Raw genomic sequence first — 16,712 nt, forward strand, 5'->3', positions numbered from 1 at the left:
GGGTTGCTTCCCGGTTCTCCTGGAAGCAGACCACTTTCCTGGAACAGGGCCACCGGCCGGCGCAGTGGTTCCCCTCATGGTGGCCGATGGACTCGGCGGGGAGTAGTGATCGGTATGCCGCGTGGGCGCTTGCGGATCTATCTTGGAGCCGCTCCTGGCGTGGGCAAGACGTTCGCGATGCTGGGTGAAGGACGCAGGGCGCTGGAGCGCGGTCAGGACGTGGTGGTGGGCCTGGTCGAGACCCACGGCCGGGTCCATACCGCGGAACTGCTCGACGGGCTGGAGGTGGTGCCCCGCAAGACCCTCACCCACCGGGGCGCGTCCTTCACCGAGCTGGACGTGGACGCCGTGATCGCCCGCGCCCCGAAGATCGCGCTGATCGACGAGCTGGCCCACACCAACGTGCCCGGCTCGCGCAACGCCAAGCGGTGGCAGGACATCGAGGAGGTCCTGGCCGCCGGCATCGACGTGATCTCCACGGTGAACGTCCAGCACCTGGAGTCGGTCAACGACGTGGTGGAGCAGATCACCGGCGTGCCGCAGCGCGAGACCGTGCCCGACGAGGTCGTGCGCCGCGCCGACCAGGTCGAGCTGGTGGACATGTCGCCCCAGGCGTTACGCAGGCGGCTGGCGCACGGCAACGTGTACGCGCCGGAGAAGGTGGACGCCGCCCTCGCCAACTACTTCCGGGTGGGCAACCTGACGGCGCTGCGGGAGCTGGCGCTGCTGTGGGTCGCGGGCACGGTGGACGAGCAGCTCGACCGCTACCGCGCCGACCACGGCATCGCCGCCACGTGGGAGACCCGCGAGCGGGTCGTGGTGGCGCTGACCGGCGGCCCCGAGGGAGACACGCTCATCCGCCGGGCCGCCCGCATCGCCGCGCGCGCCAAGGGCGCCGACCTGCTCGCCGTACATGTCACGCGGGCGGACGGGCTCGCCGGCGCCGACGCGGCCGGCCTGAGCCGCCAGCGCACGCTGGTGGAAAGCCTCGGCGGCACCTATCACCAGGTCGTCGGCGACGACATCCCCGCCGCCCTGCTCGATTTCGCCCGCGGCGTCAACGCCACCCAGCTCGTGCTCGGCGCCTCCCGCCGCGGCCGGTTCGCGCAGATCCTCTCCCGCGGCGTGGGCGTGGAGACCATCGCGCGATCCGGTTCCATCGACGTGCACATGATCACGCACGAGGAGGTCCGCAAAGGCCGGCGACCGGCCGCGCGCGCCGCGCTCCCCCGTACCCGGCGCAGGATCGGCTGGGCGGCCGCCGTCGCCGGGATGCCGGCGTTCACCGCCGCGATGATCCCCTTCCGGGACGTGCTGGCGCTGCCCAGCGAGATCCTGCTGTTCCTGCTGCTCGTGGTGGGCGTCTCGCTGATCGGCGGCATCTGGCCCGCGATCATCGCGGCGGTGGGCGGATCGCTGCTGCTGAACTACTACTTCACTCCGCCGACCCACCAGTTCACCATCGCCGACCCGGAGAACTTCCTGGCGCTGGTGGTGTTCGTCCTGGTCGCCGTCACGGTCAGCGCGATCGTCGATCTCGCGGCCCGGCGCACCCGCGAGGCCGCCCGCGCCACCGCCGACGCCGAACTGCTCTCGGCGCTCGCCGGGCACGTGCTTCGCGGCGAGGCGGCGCTGCCCTCGCTGCTCGCCCGCATGCGTGAGACGTTCGGCCTGACCTCGGTCACGTTGCTGGAGCACCGGCCGGAGTCGGGCCGCCGGCCGGACAGCCGGGGCGACCCGGACGAGTGGCGGGTCGTCGCCGCCTCCGGGGGTGCTCCGTGCACCTCGCCGGCCGACGCCGACATCGACGTGTCCATCGACGAGAACCTGACCCTGACCGCCATGGGCAGGCTGCCCGACGCGTCGGATCGGCGGGTGCTGGAGGCGTTCGCGGCGGAGGCGGCGGTGGCGTTGCGGCAGGAGCGGCTGCGTGCGGAGGCCGAGCGGGCCAGGCCGCTGGCCGAGGCGGACAAGATGCGCACGGCGTTGCTGGCGGCGGTCAGCCATGATCTGCGTACGCCGCTGGCCTCGGCCAAGGCCGCGGTGGACAGCCTGCGGGCCACCGATGTGGAGTGGTCCGCCCATGACCGGGCCGAACTGCTGGCCACCGCGGAGGAGTCGCTGACCCGCCTGGACCGGCTGGTGGCCAACCTGCTGGACATGAGCCGCCTGCAGGCCGGGGTGCTGGGGCTGACCCTGCAACCGGTCGCCCTGGAAGAGATCGTCCCCCGCGCGATCGACGACCTCGGGTCACCGGGTGTGCCTGTCGAGGGCGACATCTCCCCGGAGATCCCCGAAGTGGTCGCCGATCCCGCGCTCCTGGAGCGGGTACTGGTCAACCTGATCTCCAACGCCGTGCGCCACAGCCCCGGCGACCAGAAGATCCTGATCACCGCGAGCCGGCACGGGGAGTACGTGGAGGTCCGGGTGATCGACCGCGGCCCCGGCATCCCGGCGGAGGCGCACGAGCGGGTCTTCCTGCCCTTCCAGCGCCTGGGCGACCGGGACAACCACACCGGCGTCGGCCTGGGCCTCGCGCTCTCCCGGGGGCTTGCCGAGGCCATGGGCGGCACCCTGATCCCCGAGGAGACGCCGGGCGGGGGACTGACGATGATCCTCACCCTCCCCATCGCGCGTGCGCCGCGCGGCCGGGTCCACGATGGCGGAGACCGCGACGGCGACCGGTACGCCCCAGGCCGTCACGCGAGCGGCCCGTTCCGTTCGATCAATTGCGATCCAGGGCCAGGTTCAGTTCCAGCACGTTGACCGCGGGCTCGCCCATGAACCCCAGCGCGCGGCCGGTCGTGTTCTCCTGGATCAGCGTACGCACCCGCTCCAGCGGCAGGCCGCGCTCCCGGGCTACGCGGGGGGCCTGGAGCTCGGCGTAAGCCACGGAGATGTGCGGGTCGAGGCCGGAGCCGGAGGCGGTGACCGCGTCCGGCGGCACCACGGCGGTGGCGGTGCCGCGGACGGGCACGGTGCGCCCGGCGGAGTAGTCCTCGCCGGGCCTGCCGCACTCCACCCGCACGCCCTGCCAGGTGGCGATGAACGGGGTGGCCGGGCATGCCTGGTTGACGCTGACCGCGCGGGTGGGCGTGCCCACGGCGGGGAACACCTTCAGCACCGCGCCCACCCCGTCGGGAGTGCAGTACGGGCGGGCGCCCGAGACGCCCTCCCGCTCGCCAACCGCCTTGGAGCGGGCGCACACCTGGGTGAGCAGCGACTGCCTGCCCTCCTGGCCGGCGCCGGCGAGGGTGTCCACGACGTCCTCCGGCCCGAGGTTACTGGCCGAGGTGGAGGTCGGATCGTAGCCGTCGCCGGCCGCCGACGGACGGCTCTGGAAGTATCCGCCGGCCGGGTCGCCGTCGGCGTCGGTGAAGGACTGGCCGATCAGGGCGCTGCCCACGGTCTTGCCGTCCTTCTCCACCAGGGAGCCGTTGGCCTTGTCGTTGAAGAGGGCCTGGGCGACGCCGGTGGCGACCAGCGGATAGATGACGCCGGTGATCACGGTGAGCACGAGCAGCGCGCGCAGCGCGGCCAGGTGCCGGCGGAGCCAACTGGGCAGACGGTCCATTTATGACATCCCCGGAAGGAACTGGATGACCAGGTCGATGAGCTTGATGCCGATGAACGGCGCGATGACGCCGCCCAGGCCGTACAGGTACAGGTTGCGGGACAGCAGCTTGGCCGCGCTGGAGGGCCGGTAGCGCACCCCGCGCAGCGCCAGCGGGATCAGCGCCACGATGATGACGGCGTTGAAGATCACCGCCGCCAGGATCGCGGACTGAGGGCTGGACAGGCGCATGATGTTCAGCGCGTCCAGGCCCGGGTAGACCGCGGCGAACATCGCCGGGATGATCGCGAAGTACTTGGCGATGTCGTTGGCGATGGAGAAGGTGGTCAGCGCGCCCCGGGTGATGAGGAGCTGCTTGCCGATCTCCACGATCTCGATGAGCTTGGTCGGGTTGGAGTCCAGGTCGACCATGTTCCCGGCCTCCTTCGCGGCCGAGGTGCCGGTGTTCATGGCCACGCCCACGTCGGCCTGGGCCAGGGCGGGGGCGTCGTTGGTGCCGTCGCCGGTCATCGCGACCAGGCGCCCGCCCTCCTGCTCCTTCTTGATCAGGGCGAGTTTGTCCTCGGGGGTGGCCTCGGCCAGGAAGTCGTCCACGCCGGCCTCTTCGGCGATGGCCTTGGCGGTGAGCGGGTTGTCGCCGGTGATCATGACGGTGCGGATGCCCATGCGGCGCATCTCGTCGAAACGCTCGCGCATGCCCTCCTTGACCACGTCCTTGAGGTGGATCACGCCGAGGACGCGCGCCTCGCCGCCGTTGACCTCGCCCACCACCAGGGGGGTGCCGCCGGACGCGGAGATGCCGTCCACCAGGTGGCCGACGTCGGCGGTGGGGTGGCCGCCGTGGTCGCGCACCCACTTCATCACCGCCGTGGCCGCGCCCTTGCGGACCTGGCGCCCGCCGAGTCCGGACACGCCCGAGTCCGGCGCGATACCCACCGCGCCCGAGTCCGGCGCGGTACCCATTGCGCCCGCGTCCGGCGCGGTACCCACCGCGCCCGGGTCCGGCGCCGTACCCACCGCGCCCGCGTCCGGCGCCGTACCCACCGCGCCCGAGTCCGGCGCGGTACCCACCGCGCCCGGGTCCGGCGCTATGTCCACGCCGCTCATTCGCGTCTGGGCGGTGAAGGGCACCCAGGTGGCGTGGGCGAGCTCGCCGGGCTCGCGTTCGCGCAGGCCGTAGCCCTGCTTGGCGTACACCACGATGGAGCGGCCCTCGGGGGTCTCGTCGGCCAGGCTGGACAACTGGGCGGCGCGGGCCAGCTCCATCGCCGGCACCCCGGGGACCGGCAGGAACTCGGCGGCCTGGCGGTTGCCCAGGGTGATGGTGCCGGTCTTGTCCAGCAGCAGCGTGTTCACATCGCCCGCGGCCTCGACCGCGCGGCCCGACATGGCCAGCACGTTGCGCTGCACCAGCCGGTCCATGCCGGCGATGCCGATCGCCGACAGCAGCGCGCCGATGGTGGTGGGGATCAGGCACACCAGCAGCGAGACCAGGACGACGCCGGTGACGCCGTCGCCGGTCAGCGCGAGGCTGTCGGGGATGCCGGGGTTGGTGGCCTTGGCGTAGATCGCCATGGGCTGCATCGTCGCGGTCGCGGCCAGGAAGATGATCGTGAGCGCGGCGAGCAGGATGTTCAGCGCGATCTCGTTGGGGGTCTTCTGCCGGTTCGCGCCCTCCACGAGGGAGATCATCCGGTCGATGAAGCTCTCCCCGGGCTTTTGCGTGATCCGTACGACGATCCGGTCGGACAGCACCTTGGTGCCTCCCGTGACCGCGGACCGGTCGCCGCCGGACTCGCGGATCACGGGGGCGGACTCGCCGGTGATGGCGGACTCGTCCACACTGGCGATGCCCTCGATGACGTCGCCGTCACCGGGGATGATCTGGCCGGCCTCGACCACCACCACATCGCCCTGGCGCAGCTCGGTCGCGCCGACCTCCTCCCAGTGGGCGGGGTCGTCAGGGCTGAGCAGGCGGCGTGCGGTGGTGTCGCGCTTGGCGGCGCGCAGTGTGGCGGCCTGGGCCTTGCCGCGGCCCTCGGCCACGGCCTCGGCGAGGTTGGCGAAGATCACGGTCAGCCACAGCCACACCACGATCGCCCAGGCGAAGAACGACGGGGCGGCGATCGCGAGGACGGTGGTGAACACCGCTCCGGCCTCCACGATCAGCATGACCGGGTTGCGCCACAGTGTGACGGGGTTCAGCTTGCGCAGCGCGTCCGGGAGCGAGCGGATCATCTGGCGCGGGTCCAGCAGTCCACCGCCGACCTTGTCGTGCGGCGCGGGGGTACGGCGGGGGGTGTGGAGCGTAGGGGTGGACATGGCTAGTGAAGTCCTTCTGCGAGCGGCCCGAGCGCCAGTGCGGGGAGGAACGTCAAGGCCACGAGAATGACCGTGACCCCGACGACCATGCCGACGAACTGCGGCCGATGGGTGGGCAACGTGCCCGTGGACGCGGGCACCGGCGTCTGCGCGGCCAGCGAACCGGCCAGTGCCAGCACCAGCACGATCGGCAGGAACCGGCCGAAGGCCATGCACAATCCGAGGGTGATGTTGTGGAAGGCGGTGTTCACGCTCACCCCCGCGAACGCCGAGCCGTTGTTGTTGGAGGCGGAGGCGTAGGCGTACAGGATCTCCGAGAAGCCGTGCGGGCCGGTGTTGAGCATCGCCGCCCGGCCGGCCGGGGTCGCCATGGCCACCGCGGTGCCGATCAGCACCAGCAGCGGGGTGGCCAGGAAGTACAGCGAGGCGAGCTTGATCTCGCGGGGGCCGATCTTCTTGCCCAGGTACTCGGGGGTGCGGCCGACCATCAGGCCGGCCACGAACACCGTGATCACGGCCAGGATCAGCATGCCGTACAGGCCCGCGCCCACCCCGCCCGGCGCGACCTCGCCCAGCAGCATGTTCCAGATCAGCATGGCGCCGCCGAGCGCGGTGTAGGAGTCGTGGAAGGAGTCCACCGACCCGGTCGAGGTGAGCGTGGTGGCCGAGGCGAACATGGCCGAGTTCGACACCCCGAACCGGACCTCGCGGCCCTCCATCGCCGCGCCGATCGCCTGGGGAACCGTGCCGCCCGCGGACAGCTCCGCCCAGTTGGTGAGCGTGACACTGATGGCGAAGACGCTCGCCATCACCGCGGCGATCGCGTATCCCTGCCGGTTGTCGCCCACCATCCGGCCGAAGGTGCGCGGCAACGCGAACGGGATCAGCAGGATCAGGAAGATCTCGATCCAGTTGGTCCAGGAGGTGGGGTTCTCGAACGGGTGGGCGGAGTTGACGTTGAAGATGCCGCCACCGTTGGTGCCCAAGTCCTTGATCGCCTCCTGGGAGGCGGCCGCGGCGGGGGTGAAGGTCTGCTCGCCGCCGGTGAGGGTGGTCCAGGTGGAGTGATCGGCGAACGTCTGGATCGCGCCGCCGGCCACGAGCGCCAGGGCCGCGACCAGCGAGATCGGGAGCAGGATGCGCACGGTGCCTCGGGTCAGGTCCACCCAGAAGTTGCCGAGCTCACCGGTCTTGTCGCGGGCGAAGCCGCGCACCAGGGTGATCGCGACGGCCATGCCGACGGCGGCGGAGACGAAGTTCTGCACCGCCAGGCCGGCGGTCTGCACCAGGTGACCCATGGTGGCCTCGCCGGAGTACGCCTGCCAGTTGGTGTTGGTGACGAAGCTGACCGCGGTGTTCCAGGCCAGTGCCGGCTCGACCGGTTCCATGCCCAGGCTGAGCAGCAGGTGGCTCTGCAGCCGCTGCAGGGCGTACAGGAACAGGATGGAGATCGCGGAGAAGGCCAGCACGCCGCGCGCGTACACGCCCCAGCGCTGCTCGCTGTCGGCGTTCACGCCGATCAGACGGTAGATGCCGCGCTCGATCGCGTTGTGACGCGAGCCGGTGTAGACGCGGTACATGTAATCGCCCAGCGGCCGGTAGCAGACGGCCAGGACAAGGACGAGGGAACCGATGAACAGGATTCCCGCGAGGGTCGGGTTCATCAGAAACGCTCCGGGAAGAGCAGGGCGGCGACCATGAAGATCACCAGGCCGACGACCGCCACCAGACCGACGGCGTTGACGGCGCTCACAGCCGCTCCACCGCCTTCACGACCAGCCCGAGGATCACGAACACCGCGACCGTCAGGGCGACGAAGATGACATCGGTCATCCTCAAGCACCTCAGCTTCCGGAGACACGCCACAGGCCACCCGGCTGGGTGGCCCATGCAGCAGCAAACCGCCGAAATCGGTGCTCTTCGCGAATCTTGACGGCTTTCATACGCCTATGCGGCGAATCTTGATGTCCTTCATACGGAGCCGCGTCCGGTGCGGGCGTCGCGTCACTTACGCGCGGTGCGGACGGCCAGGCGGCCGTAGGGCATCTTCCCGGTGATGCGGACATGTGGCCCGCCCGCGCTTCGGCGGCTCGCCTGGCAGGTCACGCGCCCCCATTCGGTGCGCAACCCGTCGGCGTCCGCGCTCGCGCCGGCGGGCAGGATGATCGTGGCGCCGCCGTACGTGAGGCAGAGCTCGATCTCGACCTGCGCATACGGGATGTGGGCCTGGGACAGGTCGAGTTTCACCTTGCCGTACTCGGAGTCGATGCGCAGGCGACGCGGGACGTTCCAGTCGCCCGTCCGCGTGATCCGCCCGCCGATGGACTCCAGCCGGACCCACTCGTCCGGCAGACCGGCGACGGCCGGCTCCAGTTCGTGGGAGGACGTGGCGGTGAGCGCCTGTTCGAGCCGCAGTTCCAGTTCGGCCGGGCTGAGCCGGCCGTCCGCGTACGCCTGCTGGACCAGCTCCACCGCGCGCTCGCGATCCAGGTCGGAGACCGTTGTCATCGGCTGACAGCCCTCCTGTACGGCCGCGCGGTGGCGATCGTCATGCCCTCGGCGACGGGCGGGTGCGAGGCGTTCATCGGATGATCTCCTCGGTGGTCAGGAACGGTGGACGCTGATGTCGCCGTAGGTGGTGTGGGCCCGCACCTCGACGATTCGGTCGTTCTGATCGGGGACGTCGCTGGGGTCGAGGGAGACGTCCACGGTGCCGTACGTGGAGCTCACGTCCAGCCAGGCGGCGGTGCCCTCGCGGATGCCGAGATCCAGCCCGCCGCCGGTGGTCTCCATCACGACCGAGCCGGACGTCACCTCGCTGATGTGCAGGCTGCCGTACGCGGTCTTGGCGGCGACGCCGGACAGGGCGCGGTCCACGCTGATGTCGCCGTGGGCGCTGTTCAGCCGCAACTCGCCGGTCACCTCGCGGACGCGGACGGCGCCGTGGGAGGTCTTGAGCTCGGCGGTGCCGTTGATCTCGCCGATGTGGATGCTGCCGTGGGCCCCGCTCACCTCGGCGTGCCCGGACGCGCCGGTGACGGAGATGTCGCCGTAGGTGCTCTTCAACCGCAGCCGTCCGGCATGCTCGACGTGGATGTCGCCATAGGAGGTGGTGAACGACACGTCTCCGAGCGGGCCTCGGCAGCGGAGGCTCCCCGCCGACTTGGCGTCGATGCGGGAGCCCGCCGGCAGGCTGATCGTCACCTCGACCGAGCCTGGGCCGAGCAGCAGCGTCCGGGCCCATTTCGTGGGCGACTCCACGAGCTTGTCGAGCGACAGACCCCAGCCGAAGGTCGAGCCGGCGTCTTCCTTGCCGCTTCGTACCAGGAGCCTGCCGTCGGCGTACTCGACCTCGGTGTGCTCGGCGGCCCGCACGTCGGCGTCGTTGCGCTCGTCGCTCGGACGCACCTCCACGACGGTGTCGGCGCGGTCGCTCGCGTTGATCCGGATGGTGGCGGTCGCCATATCGAGAACGGCGACGATGGGTTCGCTGGTGTTGAAGGTGGTCATCCCGGTCACCTTGTCGTGGGTCGGCGTGGTCATCAGCGCACCCAGCCGCTGTAGTGGCTTCCGGTCCGCTGGGCCGGGCGCCGGCCGGAGCGGCGGTCGGCATCACCTGGATCGAGTGCGGCGGAGACGGCGCGGACCAGCCAGGCGTTGACCGACAGCCCTTCCCGGGCGGCCGCCTCCTCGATGCGCGGTTTGAGGTACTCGGGGACCCGGAGCGTTATCCGGGACGTGCCTCCCTCATCGGAGTCCGAAGGTGGCGGGGCGGGCGGTCTCTCGGCCTGCCGGACCTCGCCCTCCTCGTCGTACGCGGGGGCCTTGGGCGGTGGTGTCACGACGAATTCGGGGTCGCGCCCGCGCAGCCGCACCTCTACCGAGCCCGGTGCGAGGTCGTGCGTGATCGCGTCCGCGGCGGCCGACAGAGCCTCCAGCAGCGCGAGCCGCGTGGCCGACTCAAGCGTGGCCGCGAGCCGTTCGGCCAAGGCCCGAGCCTCCTCGCTGCCCGCCCCGGCGGCGATCGCGAGTTCGCGGCGGAGGTGATCGACATACGGCGCAAGGTCCATGACGTCATCATGACATCATCTGGGCGTCACGGCAATCGAATCAAGCACTATCAGGTGTCATCTAGACGCTGAGCATGTGGCACTACGACGTCATCACACGCGATCGCCAGCCGCGCGCCGACGGGATCAGGCACGTGGACACCAAGGCGATCATCGCGGGGCTGAGGGCGCTCAACGCGAACACCTACGTCTATCCCATGGCCGGTGACAACGTGCACTGGACCGACCTGCGGGATGAGTTCCTGCCCGCGGCGGCCGCCGCCGGGATCGACGTCTGGGTGCTGGTGTACTCGCCGAGCCGGGAAAACTGCTGCGTGTCCCGGCCGTTCAAGCACGACTACGTCGCCTGGTCCCGCGAGATCGCCACCCTCGCCAAGAGCCACCCGAACCTGGTCGGCTGGACGGTGGAGACCGTGGAGCCTGTCCCGCCAGGTGCAGCAGCTCGCCAAGCGGCTGCCCGGCACCGAGGTCTACCTGATGCCGTACGCACACCCGCTGAGCCACGCCGCCCAGAAGCCGACGCTGTCCTACGTCGAGGCGGTCACCAAGAAGGGGGTCGAGCACGTCCGTAGCGGTGAACTCGCCGGGGTCCTGCGGTACAAGCTCCCGTTCGTCCCCCGCGACCAGGCATGGACGCGCCCCGCGGCCGACAATCTGGCCCGCACGGGCGATGGGCGGCTGAGCTTCGTCGTCCAGAAGCAGACGACCACCAAGGCCGGCATGTCGTGTGGCGCGACGCGCAAGACCGTCCTGACCTCAGGGGCGGCCAAGCGGGTGGTGAGCTTCTGGCACCGTGACGGCCGCGGGCCGGAGCATCCGGCCGGGTACCACATCAAGCAGCTCCTGCTCGACGGCAAGGTGGTCTGGGAGCGGGACGTCGCCGCCGACGCGGCGGACACCTGGGTGAGGGCGACGGTCGATCTGACGGCCGAGCTGAGCGGGGCGACGAGCGCGACGCTGCGATGGCGCCTGTACGAGCGCAAGGGCGTGAGCGACTACTTCATCGACGTCGGCGTGGACGACATCGCGCTCACCGGTCTGGCGATGAGCGACCCCGGTATGGAGAACGCCGCCGTCTGGACGCCCACCCTGGCCCGCCAGGGCGGCCCGGTCTACTGCTCCGCCCAGGTCTACCACGAGAACTACGGTGCCGACCTCGGTGCGCGCATCGCCAAGCTGTATGCCGCCGGGTGAGCCCCGGACACGAGCCGGAGGACCACGCCGCGCTCATCGTCAAGGTCACCACGTGAGCAGTGGCGACGGTCTGCGCCCGCGCCTCATCTCCGGGTGAACCAGAGCGCGATCCGCTCCAGTTCCCCGGCCGGGCCCTCGGCGAGCGTGCGCACGGCCTTGCCGGCGAGATCCACCATGACCACCTTGGACTTCCTGCCCGCGGTGACCACCGCGAGATAGTGCCGCTCGTCGAGCCAGCCGTCGAACCGGGCCCCGGCGGCGATCGGCACCACCGCCTCGCGGGCGCCGGTCACGGCGTCCCAGAGGCAGACGCCGGTGTCGGGTGGCGGGCAGGCGGTGCTGAACACCTCGCCGTATCCGGCGACGGGCGCCACGCCGACAGGGTGCAGCTCGCCCACGTTACGGAAGGAGCGCACCTCCCTGCCGGCCAGGTCGAGGACGCGGACGGTGTGGTCGGCGGTCTGGTGGATGACGTGGTCCGGGCCGGCCCAGGAGTAGACGCCGCCGCCGGGCGTCTTGCCGACCGTGACCGCCTTGGTCGCCGCATCGACGATGACGAAGCCGAGGGTGCGGCCGTTCTCCCGGTCGTCCCAGATGGTGAGCACCAGGCGCTGGTCCTCGTTCCACTGCAGGTCGGTGACGACGCCGGGCTTGCCGGCGACGCGGAGCTGCACGTCCTCGCCGCGGGCCCGGTCCACCAGCCTGAGGGTGTTGGCCTCGATGGCGTCGAGGTTGGTGCCGGGCAGCGAGGCGAGGAAGGCGCCGCCGGGTGAGGCCACCGGCATCTGATAATTACCGAAAAATGCGAATTCTCCGGTTTTGGGGTCGCGGACGTACGCGGCGTGGTTCGTGGGCCCGTCGCCGACGGTGTCGTACGCCGTGGAGAGCCACACCGGATCCGCCGGGTTCTCCCGCACCTTGATCGAGGTCTCCGGAACGGTCACCGTGGCCGACGCCGTGAGCGGCATCGGCCCGGCCGAGATCGCGACGCGGTGCGTGGCCGGCGGGGGCGTGGCCGCCGGCGGGCCGGACGCGCGCGTGGCCAAGTGGTACGCCCCGCCGCCGGCCGCCAGCATCGCGACGGCCACCGCGGCGGCCCCGTGCGCGACCCGCCGCCGCGCACGGACGCCCCCGACCGGAACGGTGGCGACCGGGTCCGGCTCGGGCGGAGCCGCCGACTCCTTCCCCCTGGCCAGCAGCGCGTCCGGCGGCACCGGATGGCCGAGCAGCGTCAGCAGCGCGCGGGACGCGGGCGGGCGCCGGTCCGGCTCCTTGGCGAGGCAGCGCGCCACCAGGTCGCGCAGGTCGCCGTCCAGGTCGCCCAGGTCGGGCTCCCCGGTCAGGATTCGGTTGATCACCGCGGCCGGGTTGCCCGTTCCGAACGGCGGCCTTCCCGTCGCCGCCGCCACCATCGTGGACGCCCAGGAGAACATGTCCGCCGGCGCGCCCGAGCCGCCGCCCGCGAACTGCTCCGGCGCCATGTACGGCGGCGTGCCCACCAGGTCTCCCCCGGTCCGCTCGCTCACGTCCAGCCCGCGTGCGATGCCGAAGTCGATCACCCGCGGGCCGTCCCGGCTGAGCAGCACGTTGCCCGGCTTGAAGTCGCGGTGCACCACACCCGCCTGGTGGATCGCCGCCAGCGCCGTCAGCGTGCCGATCGCCAGCCGGCGCAGCTCCGCGCCGCGCAGCACGCCCCGCTCCGCGATCACCTCCGAGAGGGAGGGGCCGTCCACGTACTCGCTGACGATGTACGGCAGGCCGTCCAGGTCGCCCGTCGCCAACACGCTCGCGGTGCAGAACGCCTTGACCCGCCGGGCCAGCTCGATCTCCCGCCTGAAGTCGCCGAGCGAGTCCTCGGTGCCCGGCCCCGCCCCGTACCGCAGCATCTTGACCGCGACCTTCTCCCCGGACGGCGACTCGCCCAGGTAGACCACGCCCTGGCCGCCCGCGCCGATCCTGCCCAGGATGCGGTACGAGGCCACCTCCGCTGGGTCGCCCGCGAGCTGCATCACCGCACCACGGGCGCGAAGTGCAGCACGCCCCGCTTCGGGCTGATGTCGGCCAGCACCCGCTTCACCTCGCCGACGAAGTTCACGATCTTGATCTCTCCCCTGCCGCCCTTCTTCCGCGTCTCGATGAGCAGGTGGTCCTCGTTGAACCAGCCGAGCAGGCCGACGTCGTCCGGGATCGGCACCGTGGCGACCCGCGTGCCGGTCGTGGCGTTCCAGACGCAGACGTCCACCACCTTGGGGCAGATGGTGGCGAACAACTTGCCCGAGGGGGAGTACCAGTCGCGGTAGCGCGGCTTGCCCACCCAGTTCATGGTCCTGATCACCTTGCCGGACAGGTCGTAGAACTGGATCCCGTGACTGTCGCCGGTGCTGTAGCCCCGCGCGACCGTGCCGTCGGGGGTGAAGGTGAAGATGAGGCTGCCGTCGTCGGTCCACTCCGTCCGCACCACGGTGGCCGTGCGCGCCGCCACGTCCACCAGCACGAACCCCAGGACGTACTCCCGCTTCTCATCGACAGCCGAAAGCAGCAGCCGCCGCCCGTCCCGGGACCAGATCGGGAACACGGTCTGGTTCGGCTTCTTCACCGTGTTGACGGTGAACTTCTCCCCGGTGGTCAGGTTGGTGAAGCCGATGTGGTCCCTGTCGGAGTTGTGGAACTTCAGCCCCGGGTTCAGCGCCACCCAGGTGCCGTCGGGCGAGAGCACCGGTTCCTCGATCGAGCCGACCGGCTCGAACTCCCCGGAGGGGGCGCGGACGAAGGCCCGGTAGGGGTGCTTGTACTGAAGGTAGGAGGTGAAGCGGACGCCGTCGTCGGGGTGCTCGTACAACGTGGCGCCGATGTCGGGCAGTTCGGTGTCGGTCTTCGCCTTGGGGGCGACGCTGCTGACGGGCGCGCTGGTGAAGCCGGGCGTGATCGGCGGCGGGGTCGTGATCACCGACGCCCGCCCGCCCGGCGGGGACGCGCCGGGAGCGGCGGCGGCCGTGCCCTCCCGGCCCGTCAGCGTGTAGACGGCACCCCCGGAGAGCACGGCCCCCGCCAGGAACGCCACCGCCACGGCCAGCGCCACCATGCCGCCCCGCCGCACCGGCACGGTCGCGCCCCGCGAGGGCGGCGGGTCGTACGGCAGGCCCGAGGGCGGGGGCGGCGCACCCGGCCCCGCCCCCGGCCCTGCACCCGCCCCTGCCGGCGGCGCGGTCCCCGCACCCGGCACGGCCACGTTCACCGACTCGGTCAGGAACCCGGTCTCGCCCACCAGCCGCAGCAGCGCCTCGCTCGCCGAGGGCCGCCGCGCCGGGTCCTTGGCCAGGCACGTGAGCACCAGCTCACGCAGGTCGCCCAGCTCCGGCACCTCGGGCTCGCCGTTCACGATCCGGTTCACCGTGCCCGCCATCGACCCGCCCTCGAACGGCGAGCGGCCCGAGGCGGCGTACACGATCGTGGCCGCCCAGGAGAACATGTCCGCGGCCGGCTCCGCCTCCCCGCCCTGGAGCCGCTCCGGCGCGGTGAACGCGGGCATCTCGACCTTGCGGGTCGCGGCCGCGCCGGTGGCCTGGATCGCCCGCACCACCCCGAAGTTGATCACGCGTGGCCCGTCCGGCCCCAGCACCACGTTGCCGGGCCCGATGTCCCCGTGCACCACGTCGGTCTGGTGGATGGCGACCAGCGCGGTGGCCGTGCCGACCGCGAACCGGTGCAGCGCCGCGTCCCGCAGCCGCTCGCCCGCCTCGGCCGCGGCGCGCAGGGTGGGCCCGTCGATGAACTCGCTCACGACGTACGGCCGGCCGTCCAGAGTCCCGGAGCCCAGGATCTGCGCGGTGCAGAACGCCGAGGCCCCCTGTAACGGCTCGATCACCCGCATGAACCGCTCACGGTCGGCGTCGGCGGGTAACAACTTGATCACCACCCGCTCACCGCCGGGGGATCGCCCCAGATAGGTGCTCTCCCCCAGCCGCCCGAGCAGCCGGTAGGAACCGACTTCACCGGGATCCCCCTCCCGCAGTGGCCGGATCTCCGGCATTCCCCGTTCTCCTCTCAAGGAGCTCAGCCCACCTGTAGGTCAGCAATTATGCGGGGCAACGGGTCGATCGCAGGGGTTCAACGGTCACGGGGAGTTATGTGGCCTTCGAGGTTCTTGTCCCCGGCTCCGACCGTGGGCGGCCATCGCCGCGGCCTAGCTGGAACGCCGCGTCGCCGTCGTCCATCGCCCCAACACAATGGCGGTGCTTGCAGCAGCACACAAACCCGCGCTCTCGCGCGGCGGCAGTACGGCGGTCCCGCTCCTCTTCCTTCCACCATGCCCGGACGCGTGCGGCGCACCGGTTCGACGAGGACCGTGACGATGCCCGTGCCGCCGCCGGGCAGAGGGCCGGAGCCGGTGCTGAGGGTCTGGGCCAGGGTGCCGCCGGGGAACTTGCCGGCGGGCTCGGACGCGCTCTCACCGGCCTCGGGGGATGAACGCCGCGATGTGGACCAGCCCCTGACGTTCCGGTCGCCGGCGGCGGCTGCCGGCCCACAGCGAGCGGCTGTCCCCGTCGCCCCGGCAGCGGGCGCACGTGGTGTGGATCCGGAGCACCTTCGACGACGGCGATGCGGGCTCGCCGCAGTGGGCGCGGGCCGATACGCCGAAGCGGCGGGGCACTGCGGCCAGGCGGCCTCCGCGCGCCGCATCGTCACCCGGTCGGAGGAGGCCGCGCGGCTCACTCCCCCGCCGTCGCTGCACGCGCGAGCCGTACTGTCGGACGTCGCCCAGGCGGAGGCGCGCTACCAGGCGGCGCCGGCCGCCGACCTGTCCTGGCGCCCCCTGGCCCGCGCCCGGTTGGCCTACGTCCGCCGGCTGCGCAGGCGCCACCGCGTGGCCGGGAACCTTCCCCAAGCTGGGGATCACGTCCCGATCGGAGCTGGGAAAAGCGCTCAGGCGGTCCTGCCGGCCTACCGGGCTTGCCCGAAAGCGGCAATTGCTTGCTCGATTCTGCCGCAGAACCAGCCCTTTATGACTTAGATAGGTGTCGGGGTTCCTTGACGGCGTTCGGTGATGAATATCAATCCTTCCGGCGGGAGTATTCCGTGGTTGTGGCGCTGGATCTCGATCCCTATTCGCCGGAGTTCCTGGCCGATCCGTATCCGGCGTACGAGCGGATACGCGAGGCCGGCCCCGTCGTGCGGCTCGAACGGCACGGGATCTACGCGCGCGCCGACGAGGAGGGACACTCGGCCGACGAGGCCGCGATCCTGGTGAGGTCCATGTTGTCCGCCGAGATCGACACCACCGTGCACGCCCTCGGCAACGCTGCGCGCGTTGACGCGTCACGTGGCCGCCGTCGAACCCGTCGCGGCACCCCGGCCGATGCTCAACAACGCCCTGCACGGCCTGGACCACCTGCCCCTGCGACTGCGTCCCGCGCGGCACTGACCGGTTCTGCGGGGGAACGGGGCAGGATCAGGCAGAAGTCGGAGACTTCTGGGCAAGGTGAATTCGGTGAACCGGCGTAGTGTTTGAGTCCTCCGCCGGCGGACTTATCGCCCGGCCCGTCCCGCCCGGG

The 16,712-nt window shown here is 71.4% G+C and carries 12 protein-coding genes; 3 read left to right on the top strand and 9 right to left on the bottom strand.

Features of this window, described 5'->3' with window-relative positions; translation table 11 throughout:
• Positions 1 to 114 precede the first annotated feature (114 nt).
• Positions 115 to 2,766 carry a sensor histidine kinase gene (locus HNP84_RS25950; protein ID WP_185052509.1) on the top strand — a complete coding sequence of 884 codons (2,652 nt, stop codon included), beginning with the start codon at positions 115 to 117 and terminating at the stop codon, positions 2,764 to 2,766.
• On the opposite strand, the gene HNP84_RS25955 is transcribed toward HNP84_RS25950, so the two are convergent.
• The 7 genes from HNP84_RS25955 to HNP84_RS25990 form a co-directional block, all read right to left on the bottom strand.
• Complete coding sequence (locus HNP84_RS25955; RefSeq protein WP_185052510.1) at positions 2,726 to 3,574, bottom strand: potassium-transporting ATPase subunit C; 849 nt, start codon at positions 3,572 to 3,574, stop codon at positions 2,726 to 2,728. The two genes, HNP84_RS25950 and HNP84_RS25955, sit on opposite strands and share 41 nt — an antisense overlap.
• Positions 3,575 to 5,896, bottom strand: coding sequence for a potassium-transporting ATPase subunit KdpB (gene kdpB / locus HNP84_RS25960; RefSeq protein ID WP_185052511.1), 2,322 nt, complete (start codon positions 5,894 to 5,896; stop codon positions 3,575 to 3,577).
• Between the two features lie 2 nt (positions 5,897 to 5,898).
• Positions 5,899 to 7,560: a potassium-transporting ATPase subunit KdpA gene (gene kdpA, locus HNP84_RS25965; protein ID WP_185052512.1), complete on the bottom strand. Its 1,662-nt coding sequence runs from the start codon at positions 7,558 to 7,560 to the stop codon at positions 5,899 to 5,901.
• Positions 7,560 to 7,649, bottom strand: coding sequence for a K(+)-transporting ATPase subunit F (kdpF, locus tag HNP84_RS25970; RefSeq protein ID WP_185052513.1), 90 nt, complete (start codon positions 7,647 to 7,649; stop codon positions 7,560 to 7,562). The genes kdpA and kdpF overlap by 1 nt, the downstream gene beginning before the upstream one ends.
• 251 nt (positions 7,650 to 7,900) lie before the next feature.
• Positions 7,901 to 8,404, bottom strand: a complete 504-nt coding sequence (locus tag HNP84_RS25980) for a DUF1707 SHOCT-like domain-containing protein (protein WP_185052514.1) — start codon at positions 8,402 to 8,404, stop codon at positions 7,901 to 7,903.
• A gap of 96 nt (positions 8,405 to 8,500) precedes the next feature.
• On the bottom strand, positions 8,501 to 9,439 hold the full coding sequence (locus HNP84_RS25985; protein ID WP_246518617.1) for a DUF4097 family beta strand repeat-containing protein: 939 nt from the start codon (positions 9,437 to 9,439) through the stop codon (positions 8,501 to 8,503).
• Positions 9,439 to 9,966, bottom strand: a complete 528-nt coding sequence (locus HNP84_RS25990; protein ID WP_185052515.1) for a toxin-antitoxin system HicB family antitoxin — start codon at positions 9,964 to 9,966, stop codon at positions 9,439 to 9,441. Before HNP84_RS25990 ends, HNP84_RS25985 begins: the two co-directional genes overlap by 1 nt.
• 432 nt (positions 9,967 to 10,398) lie before the next feature.
• Between HNP84_RS25990 and HNP84_RS25995 the strand changes: the two genes are divergently transcribed.
• Positions 10,399 to 11,160, top strand: coding sequence for a hypothetical protein (locus HNP84_RS25995; RefSeq protein WP_185052516.1), 762 nt, complete (start codon positions 10,399 to 10,401; stop codon positions 11,158 to 11,160).
• An 83-nt stretch (positions 11,161 to 11,243) separates the two neighbouring features.
• Here the strand turns inward: HNP84_RS25995 and HNP84_RS26000 are convergent, their stop codons facing one another.
• Positions 11,244 to 13,169, bottom strand: coding sequence for a serine/threonine-protein kinase (locus HNP84_RS26000; RefSeq protein ID WP_185052517.1), 1,926 nt, complete (start codon positions 13,167 to 13,169; stop codon positions 11,244 to 11,246).
• Positions 13,169 to 15,190, bottom strand: a complete 2,022-nt coding sequence (locus HNP84_RS26005) for a protein kinase domain-containing protein (RefSeq protein WP_185052518.1) — start codon at positions 15,188 to 15,190, stop codon at positions 13,169 to 13,171. The genes HNP84_RS26000 and HNP84_RS26005 overlap by 1 nt, the downstream gene beginning before the upstream one ends.
• Positions 15,191 to 16,188: 998 nt before the next feature.
• Between HNP84_RS26005 and HNP84_RS26010 the strand changes: the two genes are divergently transcribed.
• Positions 16,189 to 16,662 carry a hypothetical protein gene (locus HNP84_RS26010; RefSeq protein WP_185052519.1) on the top strand — a complete coding sequence of 158 codons (474 nt, stop codon included), beginning with the start codon at positions 16,189 to 16,191 and terminating at the stop codon, positions 16,660 to 16,662.
• The last annotated feature ends 50 nt before the right edge of the window (positions 16,663 to 16,712 follow it).

The organism is Thermocatellispora tengchongensis, assembly GCF_014202315.1.
Taxonomy (GTDB): Bacteria; Actinomycetota; Actinomycetes; order Streptosporangiales; family Streptosporangiaceae; genus Thermocatellispora; species Thermocatellispora tengchongensis.